Annotated in this window: 17 protein-coding genes; 12 read left to right on the top strand and 5 right to left on the bottom strand. The window is 56.7% G+C overall.

The features are described from left to right. Positions 1-83 precede the first annotated feature (83 nt). The 3 genes from gloA (at position 84) to EV681_RS07360 (ending at position 3,178) form a co-directional block, all read left to right on the top strand. Positions 84-497: a lactoylglutathione lyase gene (gloA, locus tag EV681_RS07370; RefSeq protein WP_242612165.1), complete on the top strand. Its 414-nt coding sequence runs from the start codon at positions 84-86 to the stop codon at positions 495-497. Positions 498-564: 67 nt separating this feature from the next. Then, positions 565-2,034, top strand: a complete 1,470-nt coding sequence (gene pyk, locus EV681_RS07365) for a pyruvate kinase (RefSeq protein WP_128395407.1) — start codon at positions 565-567, stop codon at positions 2,032-2,034. Then, entirely contained in the window at positions 2,027-3,178 is a 1,152-nt protein-coding gene (locus EV681_RS07360; RefSeq protein WP_130303623.1) for a glycerate kinase, read from the top strand. Before pyk ends, EV681_RS07360 begins: the two co-directional genes overlap by 8 nt. 198 nt (positions 3,179-3,376) lie before the next feature. Here EV681_RS07360 and rsmA read toward each other — a convergent pair whose 3' ends face one another. From rsmA to EV681_RS07345, 3 genes are read right to left on the bottom strand one after another with little or no spacing between them, the layout of a single operon-like run. Further along, positions 3,377-4,156 carry a 16S rRNA (adenine(1518)-N(6)/adenine(1519)-N(6))-dimethyltransferase RsmA gene (gene rsmA / locus EV681_RS07355; protein WP_128395405.1) on the bottom strand — a complete coding sequence of 260 codons (780 nt, stop codon included), beginning with the start codon at positions 4,154-4,156 and terminating at the stop codon, positions 3,377-3,379. Between the two features lie 12 nt (positions 4,157-4,168). Beyond that, the gene (locus tag EV681_RS07350; RefSeq protein ID WP_128395404.1) at positions 4,169-5,671 is read right to left on the bottom strand and encodes a peptidylprolyl isomerase; all 1,503 of its coding nucleotides are present in this window, start codon (positions 5,669-5,671) and stop codon (positions 4,169-4,171) included. Then, complete coding sequence (locus EV681_RS07345) at positions 5,671-8,091, bottom strand: LPS-assembly protein LptD (protein WP_128395403.1); 2,421 nt, start codon at positions 8,089-8,091, stop codon at positions 5,671-5,673. Before EV681_RS07345 ends, EV681_RS07350 begins: the two co-directional genes overlap by 1 nt. A gap of 300 nt (positions 8,092-8,391) precedes the next feature. Here EV681_RS07345 and EV681_RS07340 point away from each other — a divergent pair, with 300 nt between their 5' ends. The 5 genes from EV681_RS07340 (at position 8,392) to EV681_RS07320 (ending at position 13,206) form a co-directional block, all read left to right on the top strand. Continuing rightward, complete coding sequence (locus tag EV681_RS07340; RefSeq protein ID WP_130303622.1) at positions 8,392-9,489, top strand: aminoglycoside phosphotransferase family protein; 1,098 nt, start codon at positions 8,392-8,394, stop codon at positions 9,487-9,489. Continuing rightward, complete coding sequence (murU, locus tag EV681_RS07335; RefSeq protein WP_165393026.1) at positions 9,489-10,184, top strand: N-acetylmuramate alpha-1-phosphate uridylyltransferase MurU; 696 nt, start codon at positions 9,489-9,491, stop codon at positions 10,182-10,184. The genes EV681_RS07340 and murU overlap by 1 nt, the downstream gene beginning before the upstream one ends. Positions 10,185-10,238: 54 nt before the next feature. Beyond that, a complete protein-coding gene (locus tag EV681_RS07330) occupies positions 10,239-10,946 on the top strand; it encodes a hypothetical protein (RefSeq protein ID WP_128395400.1) in 708 nt (235 codons plus the stop codon). Positions 10,947-11,032: 86 nt separating this feature from the next. Next, on the top strand, positions 11,033-11,740 hold the full coding sequence (locus EV681_RS07325) for a response regulator (RefSeq protein ID WP_128395399.1): 708 nt from the start codon (positions 11,033-11,035) through the stop codon (positions 11,738-11,740). Next, positions 11,737-13,206 (top strand): HAMP domain-containing sensor histidine kinase, encoded by a 1,470-nt coding sequence (locus EV681_RS07320; protein WP_128395398.1) that lies wholly within the window; start codon positions 11,737-11,739, stop codon positions 13,204-13,206. Before EV681_RS07325 ends, EV681_RS07320 begins: the two co-directional genes overlap by 4 nt. Here EV681_RS07320 and EV681_RS07315 read toward each other — a convergent pair. Further along, positions 13,187-14,242 carry a cytochrome d ubiquinol oxidase subunit II gene (locus EV681_RS07315; RefSeq protein WP_130303621.1) on the bottom strand — a complete coding sequence of 352 codons (1,056 nt, stop codon included), beginning with the start codon at positions 14,240-14,242 and terminating at the stop codon, positions 13,187-13,189. The two genes, EV681_RS07320 and EV681_RS07315, sit on opposite strands and share 20 nt — an antisense overlap. Further along, positions 14,239-15,399 (bottom strand): cytochrome ubiquinol oxidase subunit I, encoded by a 1,161-nt coding sequence (locus EV681_RS07310; RefSeq protein WP_130303620.1) that lies wholly within the window; start codon positions 15,397-15,399, stop codon positions 14,239-14,241. The genes EV681_RS07315 and EV681_RS07310 overlap by 4 nt, the downstream gene beginning before the upstream one ends. A 105-nt stretch (positions 15,400-15,504) precedes the next feature. Between EV681_RS07310 and EV681_RS07305 the strand changes: the two genes are divergently transcribed. The 4 genes from EV681_RS07305 (at position 15,505) to minE (ending at position 19,382) form a co-directional block, all read left to right on the top strand. Beyond that, positions 15,505-17,265 (top strand): glutamine--tRNA ligase/YqeY domain fusion protein, encoded by a 1,761-nt coding sequence (locus tag EV681_RS07305; RefSeq protein ID WP_128395395.1) that lies wholly within the window; start codon positions 15,505-15,507, stop codon positions 17,263-17,265. 21 nt (positions 17,266-17,286) lie between these two features. Next, entirely contained in the window at positions 17,287-18,183 is an 897-nt protein-coding gene (gene minC, locus EV681_RS07300) for a septum site-determining protein MinC (RefSeq protein WP_130303619.1), read from the top strand. Between the two features lie 97 nt (positions 18,184-18,280). After that, entirely contained in the window at positions 18,281-19,096 is an 816-nt protein-coding gene (gene minD / locus EV681_RS07295) for a septum site-determining protein MinD (protein WP_128395393.1), read from the top strand. A gap of 1 nt (position 19,097) precedes the next feature. After that, positions 19,098-19,382 carry a cell division topological specificity factor MinE gene (gene minE, locus EV681_RS07290; RefSeq protein WP_014750101.1) on the top strand — a complete coding sequence of 95 codons (285 nt, stop codon included), beginning with the start codon at positions 19,098-19,100 and terminating at the stop codon, positions 19,380-19,382. The last annotated feature ends 501 nt before the right edge of the window (positions 19,383-19,883 follow it).

Below are 19,883 nucleotides of genomic sequence, written 5' to 3'. Positions count from 1 at the left end.
GCCGGCTGCGCGCACGACGATCGTGTATGATAGAAACTCGCGTCCGCGGGACGCAAACACATCATCATTATTACGAGGACAACATGCAATTTCTACACACCATGTTACGCGTCGGCAACCTGGAACGATCCATTGAATTCTATACCAATGTTATCGGTATGAAACTGCTGCGACGCTCGGAAAATCCTGAGTACAAATACAGCCTGGCATTCCTGGGTTTTGAAGCCAACCCCCACCAGGCCGAACTGGAACTGACCTATAACCACGGCGTTACCGAATACGATATGGGCGATGCCTATGGCCACATTGCTATCGGCGTGCCCAATGCCTATGCCGCCTGTGAGGCCGTTAAACAGGCCGGTGGCAACGTCACACGCGAAGCCGGACCGGTCAAGGGCGGCACAACGGTTATCGCGTTTGTGCAGGATCCTGACGGATACAAAATCGAATTGATCGAGAGAAAAGATTTGACAGCAGCCGGCACCGGCCTGCGTTGAACTCAGCCGTTTATCACATATAGCATAACGGCTGCCCGCCGTTGAGTCCGTCCAAGGAATCGCCTACATGACTACGCAGCTTAGCACCAGACGTCGTACCAAGATTGTTGCCACACTGGGCCCCGCCACCGCATCCGAAGCCCAGATCGAAGCCATGATTCTGGCGGGCATGAACGTTGCCCGCTTTAATTTTTCTCACGGAGAGGCGCAAGACCATCGCGAACGCGCCCGGATCATTCGCAAGCTGGAAGCCAAGCTTGACGTGCATATTGCGATTCTGGGCGACCTGCAGGGTCCGAAAATCCGCATCGCCCGTTTTGAAAACCAGAAAGTCATGCTGGAACTGGGCCAGGAATTCATCCTCTCCAACGACTATCCTTATGACAAGGGCACGGCGCAAATCGTCGGTATCGATTATCCGGAACTGGTGACCGATTGCCGGCCGGGTGACGAATTGCTGCTGGACGATGGCCGGATCATACTTGAAGTGGTGCGTATCGAAGGCCAGAACGTCTACACAACGGTCACCTCGGGCGGTGAGCTGTCCAACAACAAGGGCATCAATCGGCGTGGCGGCGGACTGTCGGCACCAAGCCTGACAGAAAAAGACAAGGCCGATATTATGCTGGCCGCAGAGATTGGTGTGGATTTTGTTGCCGTGTCTTTCCCGCGCTACGGCCGGGATATGGAAGAAGCCCGGCGTCTGGTTCAGGAGGCCGGCAGTTCGGCCTGGATCATTGCCAAGATCGAACGGGCCGAAGCGGTCGCCGACGATCAGGCCCTGGACGAGCTGATTACCGCCAGTGACGGCGTCATGGTTGCACGCGGGGACCTGGGCGTGGAAGTGGGCGATGCCGAGCTGGTCGGCATCCAGAAAAAAATCATTCGCCACGCGCGCACCTTGAATAAATTTGTGATTACCGCCACGCAAATGATGGAATCGATGATCAATCATCCGTTCCCGACCCGTGCCGAAGTGTCCGATGTCGCCAACGCCGTCCTCGATTACACCGATGCGGTCATGTTGTCGGGTGAAAGCGCTTCGGGCCTGTATCCGGTGGAAACGGTCAAGGCCATGGCACGCATCTGCGTAGGCGCCGAAAAACATCCGACCACCACGCAATCGGGCCACCGGCTTGGCGAAACGTTTACGCGCTTTGATGAAACCATCGCGCTGGCAGCCATGTATGCGGCCAACCATTTTCATCAGGTGCGCGCCATTATCTCGCTAAGCGAAAGTGGCCATACTCCGCTTATCATGTCGCGCATTCGCTCAGGCGTCCCCATTTACTGCCTCACCCCACATGACAGCACCCGTAACCGCGTTGCTATTTTCCGTGGCGTATATCCGGTGCACTTTGACCCGGCCGCGGTCACTGATACCGATGTAGCGCGGGCCGCGATGGCGCAACTGCTTAAATATCAACCACTCAATCGCGGCGACTGGGTGTTGCTCCTGCAAGGAGACCACTATGGCGTGATCGGTGCAACCAACAGCATGAAACTGCTCTGCATGGATGATTTTCTTGATGACTGAACCACTTTATATCGTGATTGCCCCGGACTCGTTCAAAGAGAGCCTGTCCTCGTCCGGGGTCGCCCAGGCCATTGCCGATGGCATCAAAACGGTGGCCCCTGATGCCACCCTGGTACTGATGCCGATGGCCGACGGTGGCGAAGGAACCGTTGAAGCCATTGCAGGCAGCACCGGTGCTCCGCTGCAGACGCTGAACACCGTCAACGCGCTGGGTGAACCGATTACGGCTGCCTGGATCATGCTGCATGACGACACCGCCGTGATTGAAATGGCCAGCGCGGCAGGCCTGGAGCAGATTACCGAAGACAAACGCGATGTGCGGCGCGCCAGCACCTATGGCCTGGGTCAGTTGGTCTCCGCCGCCCTGGATCAGGGCGCCCGGCGAATTGTACTGGGGCTTGGCGGTTCGGCCACCAATGATGCCGGCACCGGCCTGCTCAGCGCGCTGGGGATCCGGTTTCTGGACAAGGCCGGCAAGCCATTGGAACAGGGACCTGCCGCCCTTTACGAACTGGCAACCATTGATCTGTCCGGTCTGGATCCTCGGGTTGCGAAAACAGAATGGCTGATTGCCTCCGATGTGAACAATCCCTTGTGCGGCGACCATGGTGCTTCGGCCATCTTCGGTCCGCAAAAAGGCGCCAACGCGGATGATGTGCAGTTTCTGGATGCCGCGCTAAGCCATTTTGCCGATATGACCGCACAGGCGACCGGACAGGATGTGCGTGAACAGCCTGGCGCCGGTGCTGCGGGCGGGCTGGGCTTTGCCGCGCTGGCCTATCTGAAAGCAGTGTTCAAGCCAGGCGTAGAGGTGGTGGCCGAATATGCCGGCCTGGACGAACACATACAAAAGGCCGATCTGGTCATTACCGGCGAAGGGCGGCTGGATGCACAAACCCTGCGCGGCAAGACCATTGCCGGTATTGCCGCCCTGACCCAAAAACACCAGGTGCCACTGATCGCACTGGCCGGTTCATTGCATGAAGATTTCGCCAAAGTCTATGATGGCGGCATTACGGCGGCGTTCAGCCTGCCCGGCGGGCCGATGTCACTGAAAGATACCATGCAGCAGACCCGACAGTTGTTGATGCAGCGTAGCCGGGACATTGTTGCGGTTTTTCTGGCGGGGCGCCAAGCCCGGTAAGAACGCAAATGCGCGGGCGCGCGGCTGCAAGGAATGCGCCTGCCCGCTGTTGTTCAGCGATACCGCTGAACACTGCCGCTAAGCAATGCTGCATAACAATTAAAAGTCGGATCAAAAAGCCGGGCCAACGCCTTTGGCAGCATGCCGGCAACGTCACAGATTTACGGCGTCACAGGATGCGCGCGGCAACGCGTGCCGTCAGGCCAGAACGCCTTGCTCGACAAGGTAGTCAGCCAGGCGGATATAGTCAGCCACCGACAATTCTTCTGCCCTGGCGGTCTCCTTGATATCAACCCCAACCCAGTCTATCTGCCAGTCTGCCAGCACCCGGCGCAACATTTTGCGCCGCTGCGAAAACGCCCGCGCCACCACCTGGGAGAATGCACGTTCGCTTTTTGCCTGTGCGCGCGTCGGCGGCAAAGGCACCATACGTACAATGGCAGAGGTCACTTTGGGAGGCGGATCAAACGCCTCGGGCGGCACATCAAACAGATGCTGCATATCGTAGCGCACCTGCAGCATGACCGACAGCCTGCCGTAGTCGCCATCACCCGGATGAGCCACCATGCGCGCGATAACTTCTTTCTGCAGCATGAAATGCTGATCGCGAACATGATCGGCAAACCCGACCAGATGAAATAGCAATGGGCTGGAAATATTGTAGGGAAGATTGCCGACAACGCGCAGGTCTTTGCCGAAAGCGGCAAAATCCACCTTCAGCGCGTCGGCTTCATGCACCGTCAGCCGTTCGGGGGCAAAGCGCTTGCGCAGGCGCGCAGCCAGATCGCGATCTATCTCGATCACATCCAGATGCGCAACGCGGTCATGCAACGGCCCGGTGAGCGCAGACAGGCCCGGTCCGATTTCAATGACCTTATCGTCTCGCGCAGGGCTGACCGCCCGCACAATGGATTCAATCACACTTTCATCGGTCAGGAAATTCTGACCGAACCGCTTGCGGGCCTGATGGACTGCCATTCTTATTCTACTCTAGGGCTGGCTTTTCTGTTGCGTCAGACGGTTGTCAATATACGCTTTGGCCCGCAACTGTTGCAACCAGTCTTCGTAGACCGGTTCTGCGCGTTTCTGGAATAGCGATTGACGCGCCAGGTTGCGGCGGATTTCGGGTTGTTTGTCCGAGCTGCGACGGTCTTCAACCGTGATCAGATGCCAGCCAAACTGCGAACGCACGGGCGCACTAAGCTGGCCAGGCTGCAGGGCGTTCATGGCTTTCTCGAAGGCAGGATCAGAAACGCCTGGTGGAATCCAGCCGATTTCTCCGCCCAGTGGCGCTGAAGTGTCCTGCGAAAATTTCTTGGCTGCGTCCTCGAATGACATGCCGCCTTCGATCTGATTGCGAACGTCATTGATTTTTGTACGGGCCTGCTGGTCAGAAAAGACTGGTGTGATCTTAACCAGAATATGTTTGACCTTGGTCTCGGTAATGTTCACCGGTCCCTGCTGCTTGGCCATTTTTTCTATAGGCGGCACCGGTGGCGGAGGCGGCGCCGGCGGCTGCACGGTCACGACCCGTTTGTTTTCCTGCACCAGGCCACGACGCTCTACTACCTTGAGAATGTGAAAACCATTAGGCGCCTTGAAAACGCCGGTGGTGCGTCCATCCGGTACTTTTTTCGTGACGTTCACAAACAGCGATGGCCAGTCTTCGAACATGCGGATGCCCAGGTTGCCGCCAGCTGCCGCCTCGGGCCCATCGGAATATTCCTTGGCTACGCTTTCAAAGCTTGACCCACGACGCAATTTTGCCATCGCGGCATCTGCTTTCTTGCGCGCGGCGGCAACCACATCCTCTGGCGAGTTATCGGGCACGCGAATATAAATATGCTGCAGGGCAACCGCCTTGGGGACAAACGAGCGCTCAACCACAACTTGCTTCTGCGGTGGGGGCTTGGGCTGACTCTGTCTTTCGGCTCCCTGACCAGGCAAAATACCCGTCGGGTTCTGTTTCAGAAACGCATCAATATCGGACTCGTTGACATTGACACGACTCTGAATGATCTTGGTACGCAATTCTTCCATAACCATTTCGTTACGAAGATTGCGGATATAGTCATTCCAGTTCAAGCCCATCTGCTCGATCGCCGGCCGCAACTTTTCAGGCGGCAGGTTGTTGCGCTGGGCAATATTGGCCATGGCCTGAGACACCTGCGCATCAGTAACCTTGATGCCATATAGCTCGGCATCCTGGCGCATGAGTTTTTCGTCAATCATCGCCTGCAATACCGTCTGCTGAGCCTGACTCTGGCCGCCAGTAGTCATGCGGTTGCTGGCCATCCGTTGTTGCAGCTCGCGCATGGTAATGATTTCATTATTGACCACGGCCGCAATACCATCAGCGAATTGCCCTGGCGCACGCTGCTGCGACGCCCCGCCTTTTTTCGCCTGCTGCGCCTGCGCTGCCGGCGGCATAGCAATAAAAATAGCGGGGATGGCGAGAGCAACTGCTGTTCGCATGAAACCCAATTTACGCATTATTCATACCTTTCAAATGATGTCCTGGCCGGAACGGGGGTGTTGACACTTTCGTATCCGGGCACATTCTGTCTTAACAAGTCCATAGGATCTTTCCCGACCGAGCCCAACCCTGCCAATTCCAACTGAAAGAATATAGCAGAATTCGAATCTTGTTTCGAAACGGCGTAACGTTTCAAAACAACTCGCCCGGTCCAGCAACAGTCGCCTTTATACTCGACACCCAGAATATGCTGGGTGACGCGGCTTTCCTTGAGGGAGTAATCAACCCTGCCCACGCCGTACAGTTTGCTGGTAAAGGGCCACTGGCCGGCAAAGCTGACCGTTTCCTTGCCTTGCAACTGGTAGGACAGCGGATTGCCCTGATTGATATCGGTGCGCTCCTCATCCGCATAAGGGTCACGCTGGTAACGATAGGATAGCGACAGCGTGGTCAGACGCTTGGGCGTCCATTTGGCTGCGGCGTAGACCTGGGTTGTCTTGCCCTGATACGGGTCGATCTGCAAGGCCGCCTGGGTCGTAAATTTATTGGTCAGCGCCGCTTCTGCGCCGAAGATCCAGTCAGACTTGGTGCCCGTGCGCGGAGATTCAAACGGCAGGGTTACGCGTTGGGAGTCAAAATACACGCGCTGCGCCACTTGCAATGCAAGGCGTTGAAAGCCGGTATCCCGGTCAAACCAGCGCGAAGTCAGGCCCAGCGTGACCTGGTTGGCGTTGTTGATTCGATCCCATCCCCCGTTATAGCGGTTTTCGGAAAAGGCACTGGCAAATCCGAACTGGCTCACATCCGTATCGAAGATAGGGATGTCGCTCTGGTCCTGATAAGGAATGTACAGATAATAAAGCCGCGGCTCCAGGGTCTGCGTAGACGGATATCCGAAAAGCGTGGTCTCACGCTCGAATGTCATGCCTGCGTCCAGAGACACAATGGGCAAAACTCGTGATACCGAACGCCGCTGGTTACCGCTTTGGCTGTAGAACGAATGCTGTCCATAACGCGTATACCAGTCGGTTTCATACTGGGAAGCATGCACACCGATTTTGGGGGTAATGTACCAGCCGGGCCTGACAATCGGGTAACTGAGCGTGGAATAGGATGTAAAGCGCGTTCCATCCGGACGCAAATGCCCTTCTGTCTGATCAATGACTTCGTCGCTCAGCTTGGAGCCAAAATACGTGGGATATTCAAATCGCGTCAGCGTATTGGTGGTTTCCATATCCAGGCCGTGCCAATCAAAACGCGCGCCATGGACCCGCAATTCCGGCACTTTCTCGTACTGGCCGTAAATGTCGGTCGTCGTGGCATCCTGCAAGGTCTGGTATTTCTGAATCTGCAAATAACCATCCCAGTATTTGTAGCCAGAAAACCCGAGCGTGACATTCCGGTTCAGATAGGTCTTGTCCGCCTGGGTGATGGTGGTCATGTCCGTGAAATCACGGTAGTAATCATCGTCAGAGACTGCATTCCAGTCAACCGACAGGTTGAAATTGAGCCCCAGCACAGACCCGAGCGATTGCAGGTGCCGCCAGGAAAACATCCAGCGGGACCGATCCAGCTCGTTGTCCCTATGCATATAAGTGCCGGTCAGCGTACCGGAATAATTCGGCTGCAGATAACGGAACTCTGCGCCCAGTTGCGCACCGCGTTTGCTAAGGTAGCGCGGGACCAGGGTCAAATCATACTGTGGCGCAAGATTGATGAAATACGGAACTGAAAGATCCAGACCACTGCGCGAGGTCATGCCGTAGGTCGGCGTCAGAAAGCCGGTTTTTTTCTCTGCGCGGATCGGAAAGGTCAGATACGGCGACCACATCACCGGCACGCCCTTGATATACAGCGTGCCGTCTTCGGCAATCCCTTCGTTCTCATCGTTGTACAGATCGACGTTGCTCGAACGGATCTGCCAGAATGGTTCTTCGCAATTGCAGCCGCTGTACGTCGCATCCGTCAGGTTGACATGATTATCGTCAATGATATTGGCCTGACTGGCCTGACCCTGACCGCCGGTGGCCAGACTGTATACCGGCGATGTGATGGTGCCGTTCACCTTGTCGATGTTGTACCGCAGTCCCGGACCGGTGATCAGATTGCCATCGCGAAACAGGCGCGCATTGCCAAGTGCCGTAACCGTGCCGGAGCTTCGGTCATAGTTGATGGTATCGGCCTTCAGAATGGCATCGGGCCGGCGAATCTGCGACTTGCCATCCAGGGTAATGGTATTGGTGTTGTTGGTGATGTCCGCACGTGCGCTATCGGTGAACGTGACAATCTCATCGTTGTTAAGCGCCGGACTGGCGAGCATCGGCGATACATACAGCCGTGGCGCAGATGTCTGGCCCACTCCGGGCACCGACACACCGGTCTGGGCAAAAGCAATCGGGGATACGGTCAGAAGAAATAGGTGACAGATCTTTCGCACTGTGCTTTTTACCGGAAATAATTGAAGAAACCTGTCCTGTTACCCTGTTTCCCGGGACTGAGACGGGAAAATCATACTGCAACATGCATCGCCAGGATATCGGGTCTTGTCAGACTCCCTGATGATGCAGGACAAACCAGAGGATACCGCATAAAATATCGGTAACCTGCAGTTTTTACATTAGCCCGTTATTATAGTTATGTACCGCAGGCAACGGCAATGCCCGCCCGATTTACCGAAATAAAAATCCGAACCGGGCCCAACCCACTGAAATCACATACTTTTTCACGACAAGCATTCATGACGACGTCCGCAGCTCCCTCCACACCCTCCGGCAGCACCACTGAAGCCGAGACCGACACCCCTGTGACCGATTCCCGCTACGCATTGGTGCAGGCCTGGCTGGTCCCGCTTGCAGAAAAATACGGCATTCGCCCCGACAGCCTGCGCCCCGCATCCAGCGACGCCAGCTTTCGCCGGTATTTCCGGGTGGATACGGAAGCGGACAGCCTGATCATCATGGATGCCCCTCCAGCCCATGAGGACTGCCGCCCGTTTGTGGATATTGCCACGCGCCTGGACCAGGCGGGACTGAACGTGCCGAAAATTCTGGAGGCGCATGTCGAACAGGGCCTGCTGCTGTTGAGCGATCTGGGTCACGATACCTATTACCAGCGCATTGTGAACGGGATGGATGACACCACCCTGCAAGCGCACTACTTGAGCGCGCTAGAGGCGCTGGTCAGGATGCAGCAAGTGCCGTCCGATCACCTGCCCTCCTACGACAGCGCCAAGCTGCGCGACGAACTGGCCCTGTTTCCCGACTGGTATGTGGCGCGCCACTGCAATGCCGAACTGTCCGACCAGGAACGCACGGCGCTGAACACGATCTTCGACAACCTGTCCGCGCATAATGCCCGGCAGGCCAGCTGCTTTGTCCACCGGGATTTTCATTCACCAAACCTGATGATCAACGATCATCCCGAAAACGGCGCCGGCCCGGGCATCATAGACTTCCAGGATGCCGTGTACGGGCCTGTTTCCTACGATCTGGTGTCGCTGGTCATGGATGCTCGCACCACCTGGGAAGAACCGCAGCAACTGGACTGGGCAATCCGCTACTGGGAACAGGCCAAGAAGGCCGGCATTCCGGTTCCTGCAGATTTCGCCGATTTTCACGTTGACTATGAATGGATGGGATTGCAGCGCAATTTACGCATTCTGGGTGTATTTGCCCGCCTCTCGATCCGCGACGGCAAATCCCATTACCAGCAGCATATGCCCCGGGTCAATGCGTACGTACGTCAGGTCGCCGCCCGCTACAATGCCTTCCGCCCGCTGCTGCGACTGCTGGACCGCCTGGACAACATCGAAACGAAAGTAGGATACACATTTTGATTCAAACCATGATTCTTGCGGCAGGACGCGGCGAACGCATGCGCCCGCTGACCGATACCCTGCCCAAGCCCCTGCTGCCCGTCAACGATAAACCGCTGATTGTCCACCATCTGGAACGCCTGGCTGCCGTCGGCATTACTGATATCGTTATCAACCACGCGTGGCTGGGCGACCGCCTGGAGGCCGCACTGGGCGATGGCAGCCAGTATGACGTGGCGATTCAGTACTCCCGCGAGGCCACTGCGCTGGAAACCGCCGGCGGCATCGCCCATGCCCTGCCGCTGCTGGGCGATCAACCGTTTCTGGTGATCAACGGCGATGTTTGGTGCGACTGGAACCCCATGCAGGCCGTCAGCGTGGTCAACAGATTGCACGATTCGCCGACCCAGGCGTGGCTTCTGATGGTGGATAATCCCGAGCATCACCCCGAAGGCGACTTCCGCCTGGACACGCAAGGCTATCTGAGCCCCCGTCAGAATGGCGACAAGGCCCTGACCTACGCCGGCATAGGTGTATTTCACCCCAGCCTGTTCCGCAATATCGACAACGGTCAACCGGCGCCGCTGGCACCGCTGCTGCGCATGGCAATGGCAACCCGTTCGGTCGAAGGTTATCACTACACCGGCCAATGGACCGACGTCGGCACGCCTGCACGTCTGACCGAACTTGACGGGCAACTGCGCACCACCCGCTAAATTGCCAGTGGAAAATGTACAATACGTTACTGTTGATATTCGGATGAAACACCCATGTTTGGATCTTCTAAAAGAGCCACCTTCAAGCCTTCTGTTTTTGAAACAAGCAGCCGTCGTCGTCACCGCCGCATGCCGCCGTGGGTGGGCATACTGTTTACCGGCGTTATTATCGGTGCGGGCGGTTACTGGTTTTTGCAAACCAATTACGGCCCAAAGCGCCTGAGCCTGGACGAATCCAATAAACTGACCAGCGAAGTCACTTCGCTTTCGACCGACCGCCAGCAGTTGCAATCGCAACTGGAATCGGCCACGCAGCAACGCGACAACCTGCAATCGCAGCTGGAATCACAGACAGCGTTACTGAACAAAGCTCAGGGTCAGATCAAAGACCTGGCCAACAATCTGGCGCTGATCAAAAAAGTCATTCCTGCAGACCCAAGCGGCAGTACGCTGGGCATTCGCGTTGGCGAATTCGGTGGCCCGATGGGCAAGCTTGACTACAGCATGCTGCTCATGAAGAAAAATGAACAGGATCCCGATATGCAGGCGTCCATCGAATTTGCGGTCAATGGCCGCTACCGCAATGGCCGTTCCGGCACGGCTGAACTGGAGCCGATCACGCTTGAGGTAACCGATTTCCAGCAGGCAGCAGGAACACTGGAAATCCCCCCCACAATGACTGCTCGCCGGGTTACGGTTAAAATCACAGATGTGGCAACCGGAAAGGTTTTAACCACACGCACTTTCCAGGTCAGCCGCTAATGCACTGCGCAATCGGCCGATCTTTCTGATTTCATTGTATTTCGACCGCTTGCGCTCCTTTCCACCCTTTGGCAAGATGAGGCACTATGGACAAGCAACTGACAAAAATTCTCGTCGTCGATGACGATCCTGCCCTGCGCCAGCTTCTCGCGGAATATCTGAACCGTCATGGTTACGATACCCTGCTTGCACCCGACGCCAGCGATATTAACCAGCGTATAACCAAATTTTCACCTGACCTGATCGTGCTTGACCGCATGCTGCCCGGTGGCGATGGTGTGGAAACCTGCCGCAGGCTGCGTGCCCAGAATGAAGATATTCCGGTCATTCTGCTCACGGCCAAGGACGAAACGGCGGATCGCATTATCGGTCTCGAATCCGGCGCCGACGACTATATTGGCAAACCCTTTGACCCGCGCGAACTGCTGGCACGCATCGAAACCGTGCTGCGACGTAAAAAAGGCGCCTCGGCGCTGGTCAAGGAAACCCCGGTGCATTTCGGCCCGTTTACCTTTGATCCGGCCCGGCGTCAGTTATTCAAGGACAGTGCCCAGGTCAAGCTGACCGGCGGTGAAATCAATCTGCTCGAAGCCCTGGTCAAAAACTCCGGTAAACCGCTGTCCCGTGAACGGCTGCTTGCACTGGCGCGCGATGACGACGAAGGCGAACGCAACGACCGCGCCATCGATATCGCCATTCTGCGTCTGCGTCGCGCCGTCGAAGACGATCCCAAAGACCCGCGCTGGATTCAAACTGTCTGGGGCATTGGCTACCGATTCTCTCCTGACGCATGATAAAACCTTCGCTGTGGCCGCGCTCCTTGCGGCTGCAGATGATCCTCTTCATTCTTGGCACTGTGATTCTCGTGCAGCTCGGCAGCTTCACAGTCGGCAACTATATCAAGGAACGTTTCCTGGAAGATATCGTTGTCAATTACCTGTCTACCACCATCCGTACGCTACGCTCAGCCGTATCGCAGATTCCTGAAAACCGCCGCGCCGATTTCATTATCGAGGCATCCCAAAAGCGCTGGTACCTGCTTTCGCGTGCCGACCCCTATGCCAATCGGCGACGCCGCGGTGGCACACTTGACTCCCCCATCGCACCAGCGCCGCCGCCTGTGCCGGAAGCGGCTCGTGAAGTAGAGCGTGCCCGTCGCCAGGCTGCCCAGAAACCGCCCCCAGGGCCGTCGCACCTTGCCCAGCAGCCCAGCAGTGACATCCTGAAGATCGTCAAACGACTCAATATGGAGCTGGATGACGGAACGCGAGTCGGTCTGACACGCGGGCCGACACCGCGCATGTTCATTTCGCTCCAATCGGACGATGACGGCACGCAATTCATCCGCGAATGGCTGGTTATTCCGTTGGACCGTATCCAGCCGCCAAACATGCATGCGATTACCATCGCCTGGCTGAGCCTGACTGGCCTGCTATTGATTCTGGCTGCCGGGTTCGCCTGGCATATCACGCGCCCGCTGACCCGTCTCACCCTGGCCGCAGACAAACTGGCTCAGGGACGTCCGGAACGCGTCACTCCGGCAGGTCCGACTGAAACCCGTCAGCTCGGCGAACGCTTCAACGCCATGCTGGATGCGCTGGAAGAATCCAAGGCTGTTCAGCAGACCCTGCTGGCCGGCCTGCCCCATGACCTGAAAAGCCCGCTGGCGCGCATGCGACTGCGCGTAGAACTGACCGATGACACGACGTTCAAGGAAGGCATGCGCAACGACGTGCACGAAATGCAGGACATGATTGACCAGTTCATCAGCTATGTGCGGGGATCGGACCTGGCCACCTATAAGTTCCAGTCCGTCAATATCTGCGATTGGGTTGAGGAGCGCGTCGCTTCCTGGCATGATGCTGGCAGCCCGGTGCATCTGCGTCCCCTGCCCGCCACGACAGCCTATGTCAGCGCCGATACCTTGTCGCTGGGGCGCGTTCTGGACAACCTGATCAGCAACGCTCTCAAGCACGGGCGTCCTCCGGTGGATGTCTGCCTGACGCTGACCGCCGACCAGGCGATGCTTTCTGTGGCCGATCATGGCGACGGAATTCCGACAGAACGCCGCTCGGAAGCACTGCGCGCGTTTTCGCGCCTGGATTCAGCCCGGACCATGACCGGCAGCGTCGGCCTGGGGCTATCGCTTGCAGAAACCATCGTCAGTGCGCATAACGGCAAGCTCACACTGGATAGCAGCGATAGCGGCGGCCTGCTGGTAACGGTCACCCTGCCTCGGGCTAATCCGCCCGCTTCATAAACGACACATCTTTGGCCTTGCGCTCCTTGCCCAGCATATCCCGGTAATACCACAGCGTGACCAGTGGCAGCACCACCAGGAACAATGCAAAGGCCACGACCAGCAAGCGGATTGTTCCCAGGCTGGTCACACTTTCCCAAATGGTCAGCTCATCCAATACAAAAAACGGGAAAATACTGAACACCAGTCCGGCAATCACGCTCAAGACAATCAAAATCGTAAGAATGAATGGCAGCCAGATAAGCAGGCGCACGCGCTGTACCTTGCGCACCACCAGTTCGACCAGCACGAACATGGCAAGCAAGGCAAACCAGCCGATCAGCACCACCGGCAGCCTGGTCGTTTCAGTCCACTTGAAAAACACCCCGCCGTTGACCATGCCCAGCGCCACAGAGACGGCCACCACACCCGCAGCGGTCAGGCGGGATGCCCGACGCACCCATCCCCGGGCCTGCAACTGCAGATCGTCTTCGACCCGCATCAGCAGCCAGGTAGCACCCAGCAGGACGAATGTCGCCACAGTGCACAGTGCAATGAATACAGCAAACAATTGGCTGCCGGGCTCGGTACCGAAATTGACAGCGATTCGGCCGAGCACCAGCCCCTGCCCGAAAGCGGTCAGCAGCGAGCCAACAGCAAAGGCGGCAGCAAACACAGAGCGGCCCCCTGCCAGTGCACGCAGCCGAAACTCATAGGCTACGCCACGCAACAAGGCACCAGCAGCCAGCAACATCAACGGTAAATACAGGGCGCCGCTTACATACGCCCATGCCTTGGGAAAGGCCGACAGCAAGATGGCGCAACCGAAGAAAATCCAGAAGACATTCATGTCGCGCCATGGGCCAAGGAACGTAAACATCCGGGCCCGCTGCTCCGGTGTAGCAAAAGGCATCAGCATGCCCACGCCCAAATCGAAGCCGTCCAGGACGGCGCCGGCGATGGACACACCCAGAAACACGGTAAAACAAAGCAGCGGCATCCAGAAGCCCGGATCGTAGCTATTGAGTCCCAAAGAGCCCGCCAGTGTATCGATCATGCCGTTCTCCGGATCTTACGCACAGGCACGACGCCATAGCGGGCCGCGCGGCGTGCCAGGAAAATGAAACCGGCCAAAATCACAGCGAACAACAACCACATGACAACGGTGACAGCGCTAATCAGCACGACGCCCTGCTCACTGCTGAACGCCTCAGCGTAGGTCACCAGCCCATGTACGAAATACTGGCCATCGCGCAGCGATAGCAGGACGTGCGTCAGCCACAGGACCAGCCAGCTCGCAGGCGCGACCCAAACCAGCACGCGCTGCACCCAGCGCGGCAATTTGCCGAAATCGCTGCGCCGCTTCAAATACCAGCACCACTGAACCAAAGACACCAGTGCAAGCAACAGGAGCAGGCCGAGCACAATTTTTTGCGCCCAAAGCCCGATGATCGGCAGCGGCGCTACCTGCCGGAACAGTTCGGTTTGAAAAACAGCGCCGCTGGCGGCCAGCACGCCCAACCCCAAGGTTGTCAACCCCGTGCCTATGCTGAATCCCAGCTGTTCGGCCGCATTCAAGGGTTTGGACAGGGCCTCGCTGGCGCTGATCGATACCATCAGCCCGCCGACACCCAGGCAACCCAGTGCGATCATGAAGGTGACGCGATGCCAGGCCTGGGCCTGCAGGATAAACGCACGCCAGTCAGTCAGGGTAAGCGGGACGGTGTCAGGTGCCAGTCCGGCCGGAAAATGCAGCCAGCTCTGAAAGCAAATCAACAGCCCGGCAATAACGGTCAGGCCGAGCGCGGCCAGCAATACAAAAATGCTATGCAACCAGGATGAAAGTGTCCCCTGGCGATACAGCATGATGTCCGTCACGAACAGTTTAATGATGAATGTGCTCGCAGCGATCAGGACGATAAGCGGACCGCTGACGGGCCCCAGCCGCACGAACAGATTGGGCCATAAGGCGCCAGACTGGACTAGGAGAAACACCATACCCAGCAGTGATACAGTCATCGAAAGCGCGAAAATACGCACCCAGAAGCGGTACATATCCATCCAGCGCCCGTCGGCAGCCTTGCGATGCGTCATGCATTTACAAAACAGCAGCAACCAGCCCAGGACGACCGTACACAGTCCGAAAACGGAAAAAAAGGAGAGCGAACTGAAAAACTGCAGTTTTGCCAGCTGTAATGATGAAATATCCCACATTCTCGATAGCAGTTTAAATTTCGGGGCAGTTGAGCGATTCCCATGAGTCTAACCGCTGAACATGGCAAAATGGTCGATATTATCGAATTACTGAAATTTTAAAATATGTCCGCCTCAACGCCAGAGCTTCCTGCCGCTAATTTTTTGCGAACCATCATTGAAAACGATCTGAGCAACGACCGCTATCAATCAAAAAGATGGGCCGGTGAACCCGGGCCAGCTTCGGTTTTGCAGAATGCACCGAAAGACCCGGCCCGCATCCGCACCCGTTTTCCACCCGAGCCCAATGGCTACCTGCATATCGGGCACGCCAAAAGCATCTGCCTGAATTTCGGCCTGGCGCGCGATTATGGTGGCACCTGCCATTTGCGCTTTGACGATACCAATCCTGAAAAGGAAGAGCAGGAATATGTGGATGCCATTGACGACACGCTCGAGTGGCTGGGTTTTACCACCAAAGGGCCCGACGGCGAGGAAAACCGCTATTTCGCCAGTGATTACTTTGGCTACATGTACGACTTCGCCGAAGCGCTGATCAAGGGCGGTTATGCCTATGTCGATGAACAGTCGCCTGAACAGATCCGGCTCAACCGCGGCACGCTTACCTCGGCCGGCGTCGATTCGCCCTGGCGTGATCGCTCGCCCGAGTCTTCACTGACACTGCTGCGTGAAATGAAAGCGGGCAAACACCCTGACGGCAGCCTGGCGCTGCGCGCCAAAGTGGACATGGCCTCGCCCAATATCAATATGCGGGATCCGGTGCTATATCGTATTCGCCATGCGGCACATCACCGCACCGGCAACGACTGGTGCATCTACCCCATGTACACTTACGCCCATCCGATAGAGGATGCGCTCGAAGGCATCACCCATAGCATCTGTACCCTGGAATTCGAAGACCAGCGGCCATTTTATGACTGGGTGCTGGCCCGACTGATGGAACTGGGCCAGTTGCGCGATCCGCTACCCCGCCAGTATGAATTTGCGCGCCTGAACCTCAAGCATGTCGTGACCAGCAAGCGCAAGCTGCTGCAACTGGTGCGTGAAGGCCATGTCACCGGCTGGGATGATCCGCGCATGCCCACCCTTGCCGGGCTGCGTCGCCGCGGCTATACGCCGTCCTCGCTCAAACTTTTCTGTGATCGCCTGGGTGTATCCAAGTCCGACTCACGGATTGACTATAGTCTGCTTGAGCAGGCGCTGCGCGATGACCTTGATCCGATTGCCGATCGCAGTGTCGCTGTGCTCGATCCGATCAAGCTCATTATTACCAATTATCCCGAAGGCCAGACCGAGGCGTGCAGCGCCCCGCGCAACCCGCACGACGCACAGGCCGGCCGGCGCGAGTTTCCCTTTTCGCGCGAATTGCTGATAGAACGCGACGACTTCCGCGAAGAGCCGCCAAAGAAATATTTCCGCCTGTTCCCCGGCAATACCGTCAGGCTCAAATATGCTTATGTAATCAAATGCACCGGCTTTGACAAAGACGAGGCCGGTAACATTACGCATGTATATGCCGAATACCTTCCCGACACAAAAAGCGGCACGCCAGGCGCCGACAGCGTCAAGGTCAAGGGCAATATCACCTGGATCAGCGCTGCCCATGCCGTGCCGGCGACGGTCATGCTCTACGACCGACTCTTCACCGACGCGTCTCCCGACAGCGGCGACAAGAATTTTCTTGATTATCTGAACCCCGACTCGGTGCAGCGCGTCAACGCCTGGCTCGAACCGGGCTTTACTGCCACACCCGGCGCCCGTTGGCAATTTGAGCGGCTGGGCTATTTTGTCGCAGATGCCAAAGACTCCACTCCTGAAAACCCGGTATTGAACCGCTGTGTTACGCTGCGGGATTCATGGTCCTAATTTATTAAAGTGAATTGAAACGTGGCTTCCAAATCCTCTTTCTCTGCCCTCGAATTCAAAAGCGCTTCGCTTTTCGTTGTCCGGATCGAACTTAAAAGTACCGATACGGCAGCACTGCAGCAGGCGCTGGAACAGAAAATGGCCGAAGCCGGCAGCCTGTTCGAACACGAACCGGTCGTCCTGGATATCAGCGGTCTGAGCGATGCGCCCGACTGGGCCGAACTGGTGGCACTGCTCGCCCGGCACAAGCTTCCGGTTATCGGCGTCATGGGCCCCGATGGCGCCCTGATCGACAGTGCTCGCCAGGCAGGCCTGTGCAAGGTCGACGTATCCACCCTCAATAACCGTCAGCCGCCAGAGCCGACCCTGCTGACCGAACCGGTAGCCGATGCGGTCAAACTGGCACCGGCCGCCAACATCCGGACGGTGGCGACAGCGACGGAAAAAGACGTGCCGCCCGCGCCGAAAGCACCGCCGGCCGACACCCGCAAAGGCTCCCATTCCTCGCGCACCCCCTCCCGGCCAGCCGAACCGATCGTGCGCGAAACCATTCGCGAAGTGCCGGTACCGGTACCCACCATGGTGCTGGCCCGCCAGTTGCGTTCCGGTCAGCGCGTCTATGCGCGCAACAGCGATCTGATTGTCATTGGCGTTGTCAGCCGTGGGGCCGAAGTGATCGCCGACGGCAACATTCACGTATACGGCCCCTTGCGCGGCAAGGCTATTGCTGGTGCCCGCGGCAACGCGTCGGCGCGGATTTTCACTTCGCATCTGGATGCAGAACTGCTGGCCATAGCCGGTATCTATCGCGTCATTGACGCCGATATCGAACCACAGCTCAATAAAAAGCCAGTCATTGTCGAACTTGACAACGATACACTCAAATTTATTCCGGGCGACAACAGCGGTCAGGGATAGCACTGGCTTCCCGTAACGTTTTTTAAAAGAAATTCATACCGATATGCGTTAAGATATCGGCACTTACAGCCATACGGATATATAGGAATAACCTTACATGACTCGCATCATTGTGGTAACTTCAGGTAAAGGCGGCGTGGGCAAAACCACCACCAGCGCCAGTTTTTCATCCGGCCTAGCCATGCGTGGCCACAAAACAGCCGTCATCGATTTCGACGTTGGCCTGCGTAACCTTGACCTTATCATGGGATGTGAACGCCGCGTCGTGTACGATTTCGTCAACGTTATCCAGGGTGAAGCCACGCTGAACCAGGCGCTGATCAAGGACAAACAGATGGAAAATCTGTTCATCCTGCCTGCGTCACAGACCCGCGACAAGGACGCACTTACGCGCGAAGGCGTGGAAAAAGTGCTGAATGATCTCAAAGCAATGGATTTTGAATATATCGTATGCGACTCGCCCGCCGGCATTGAAACCGGTGCACTCATGGCTGCCTATTTTGCCGACGATGCATTGGTTGTAACCAATCCTGAAGTTTCCTCGGTACGCGACTCCGATCGCATTCTGGGTATCCTTTCCTCCAAGTCACGCCGCGCCGAAGTGGGCGAAGACGCTGTCAAGGAATACCTGGTGCTCACCCGCTATAGCCCGAAACGCGTTGAAGACGGTGAAATGCTGTCCCTGAAGGATATCGAAGATATCCTGCGCATCAAGCTGATCGGCGTTGTGCCAGAGTCTGAATCGGTCTTGCAGGCCTCCAACTCCGGTGTACCCGCTATTCATCTGAAAGACTCCGACGTGTCCGAAGCCTATCAGGACATCGTTGCACGCTACCTGGGCGAAGAAAAACCCCTGCGTTTTACCGACTATAACAAACCGGGCTTCTTCAAACGACTTTTCGGAGGCAAGTAATATGTCCTTCCTGAAATTTCTTCTTGGTGAAAAAAAATCATCGGCCAGCGTTGCCAAAGAACGTCTTCAGCTCATCATTACACATGAGCGCAGGGAAGGCACGGCCAGCGCACCAGATTTTCTTCCACAACTGCAAAAAGATCTGATCGAAGTCATCTCAAAATACATCAAAATCAATCCGGAAGACCTGAAAGTCAATGTAGACAAACACGGCAATCTGGAAGTACTCGAAGTCAAGATCGAAATGCCTCAGGATCCCAGAGACGTGATCGCAAAGGTCGGCTGATTCGCCTCCACGCATTGCCATCACAACTGTGCTGGCAGCTACCCCGGGGCAGATGCCTTCTGGTACTGCGTAAGCAAAACCCAGACAGCAAGCCAAATTGAACAGCACCACAATAACCGCAACAACTGGCGGCATTGCGGTGCTGTTTTTATTTCCGACAGGCCAAACGCCTCATCGTTTTCCAAGCAAGTCGCGCACTTGACGAAAGCATTGCCTCAGCACAGCGGCGCATAGACTCATAGACTCATAGACTCATAGACTCATAGCATCCTTGCAAAATCATGAGCCCGCGTGCAAATCAATGGGCAGTCCCAAAGCGATAGAAGCCCGGCAATTGATGCTCAACCGGAAGCTGTATCCCGGCCACGTGAGTGGACTGATAGGCGGGAGTTAAAAATAAAAGGACCGAGTGCTGCTGAGGCAACACTCGGTCCCTGGATTTCATTCGTAGCGGTCAGGGCTATCCTGACACGCTCAAAACAATGACCCTTGCCGGTCGGC

This window comes from Advenella incenata (genome assembly GCF_004217095.1).
In the GTDB taxonomy this organism is placed as follows: domain Bacteria; phylum Pseudomonadota; class Gammaproteobacteria; order Burkholderiales; family Burkholderiaceae_B; genus Advenella; species Advenella incenata.
Note: the sequence above shows the minus strand (reverse complement) of the source record. Positions and strands in the feature narration are given on the sequence as shown.

What these genes read in the sequence shown, in the direction of transcription:
- EV681_RS07330 (WP_128395400.1), top strand. Translation starts at nt 10,239, where the DNA reads ATGTTTGGATCTTCTAAAAGAGCCACCTTCAAGCCTTCTGTTTTTGAA.
- EV681_RS07360 (WP_130303623.1), top strand. Translation starts at nt 2,027, where the DNA reads ATGACTGAACCACTTTATATCGTGATTGCCCCGGACTCGTTCAAAGAG.
- EV681_RS07305 (WP_128395395.1), top strand. Translation starts at nt 15,505, where the DNA reads ATGTCCGCCTCAACGCCAGAGCTTCCTGCCGCTAATTTTTTGCGAACC.
- EV681_RS07320 (WP_128395398.1), top strand. Translation starts at nt 11,737, where the DNA reads ATGATAAAACCTTCGCTGTGGCCGCGCTCCTTGCGGCTGCAGATGATC.
- EV681_RS07315 (WP_130303621.1), bottom strand. Translation starts at nt 14,242, where the DNA reads ATGATCGATACACTGGCGGGCTCTTTGGGACTCAATAGCTACGATCCG.
- minD (WP_128395393.1), top strand. Translation starts at nt 18,281, where the DNA reads ATGACTCGCATCATTGTGGTAACTTCAGGTAAAGGCGGCGTGGGCAAA.
- EV681_RS07350 (WP_128395404.1), bottom strand. Translation starts at nt 5,671, where the DNA reads ATGCGTAAATTGGGTTTCATGCGAACAGCAGTTGCTCTCGCCATCCCC.
- EV681_RS07310 (WP_130303620.1), bottom strand. Translation starts at nt 15,399, where the DNA reads ATGTGGGATATTTCATCATTACAGCTGGCAAAACTGCAGTTTTTCAGT.
- gloA (WP_242612165.1), top strand. Translation starts at nt 84, where the DNA reads ATGCAATTTCTACACACCATGTTACGCGTCGGCAACCTGGAACGATCC.
- pyk (WP_128395407.1), top strand. Translation starts at nt 565, where the DNA reads ATGACTACGCAGCTTAGCACCAGACGTCGTACCAAGATTGTTGCCACA.
- EV681_RS07325 (WP_128395399.1), top strand. Translation starts at nt 11,033, where the DNA reads ATGGACAAGCAACTGACAAAAATTCTCGTCGTCGATGACGATCCTGCC.
- minE (WP_014750101.1), top strand. Translation starts at nt 19,098, where the DNA reads ATGTCCTTCCTGAAATTTCTTCTTGGTGAAAAAAAATCATCGGCCAGC.
- EV681_RS07340 (WP_130303622.1), top strand. Translation starts at nt 8,392, where the DNA reads ATGACGACGTCCGCAGCTCCCTCCACACCCTCCGGCAGCACCACTGAA.
- rsmA (WP_128395405.1), bottom strand. Translation starts at nt 4,156, where the DNA reads ATGGCAGTCCATCAGGCCCGCAAGCGGTTCGGTCAGAATTTCCTGACC.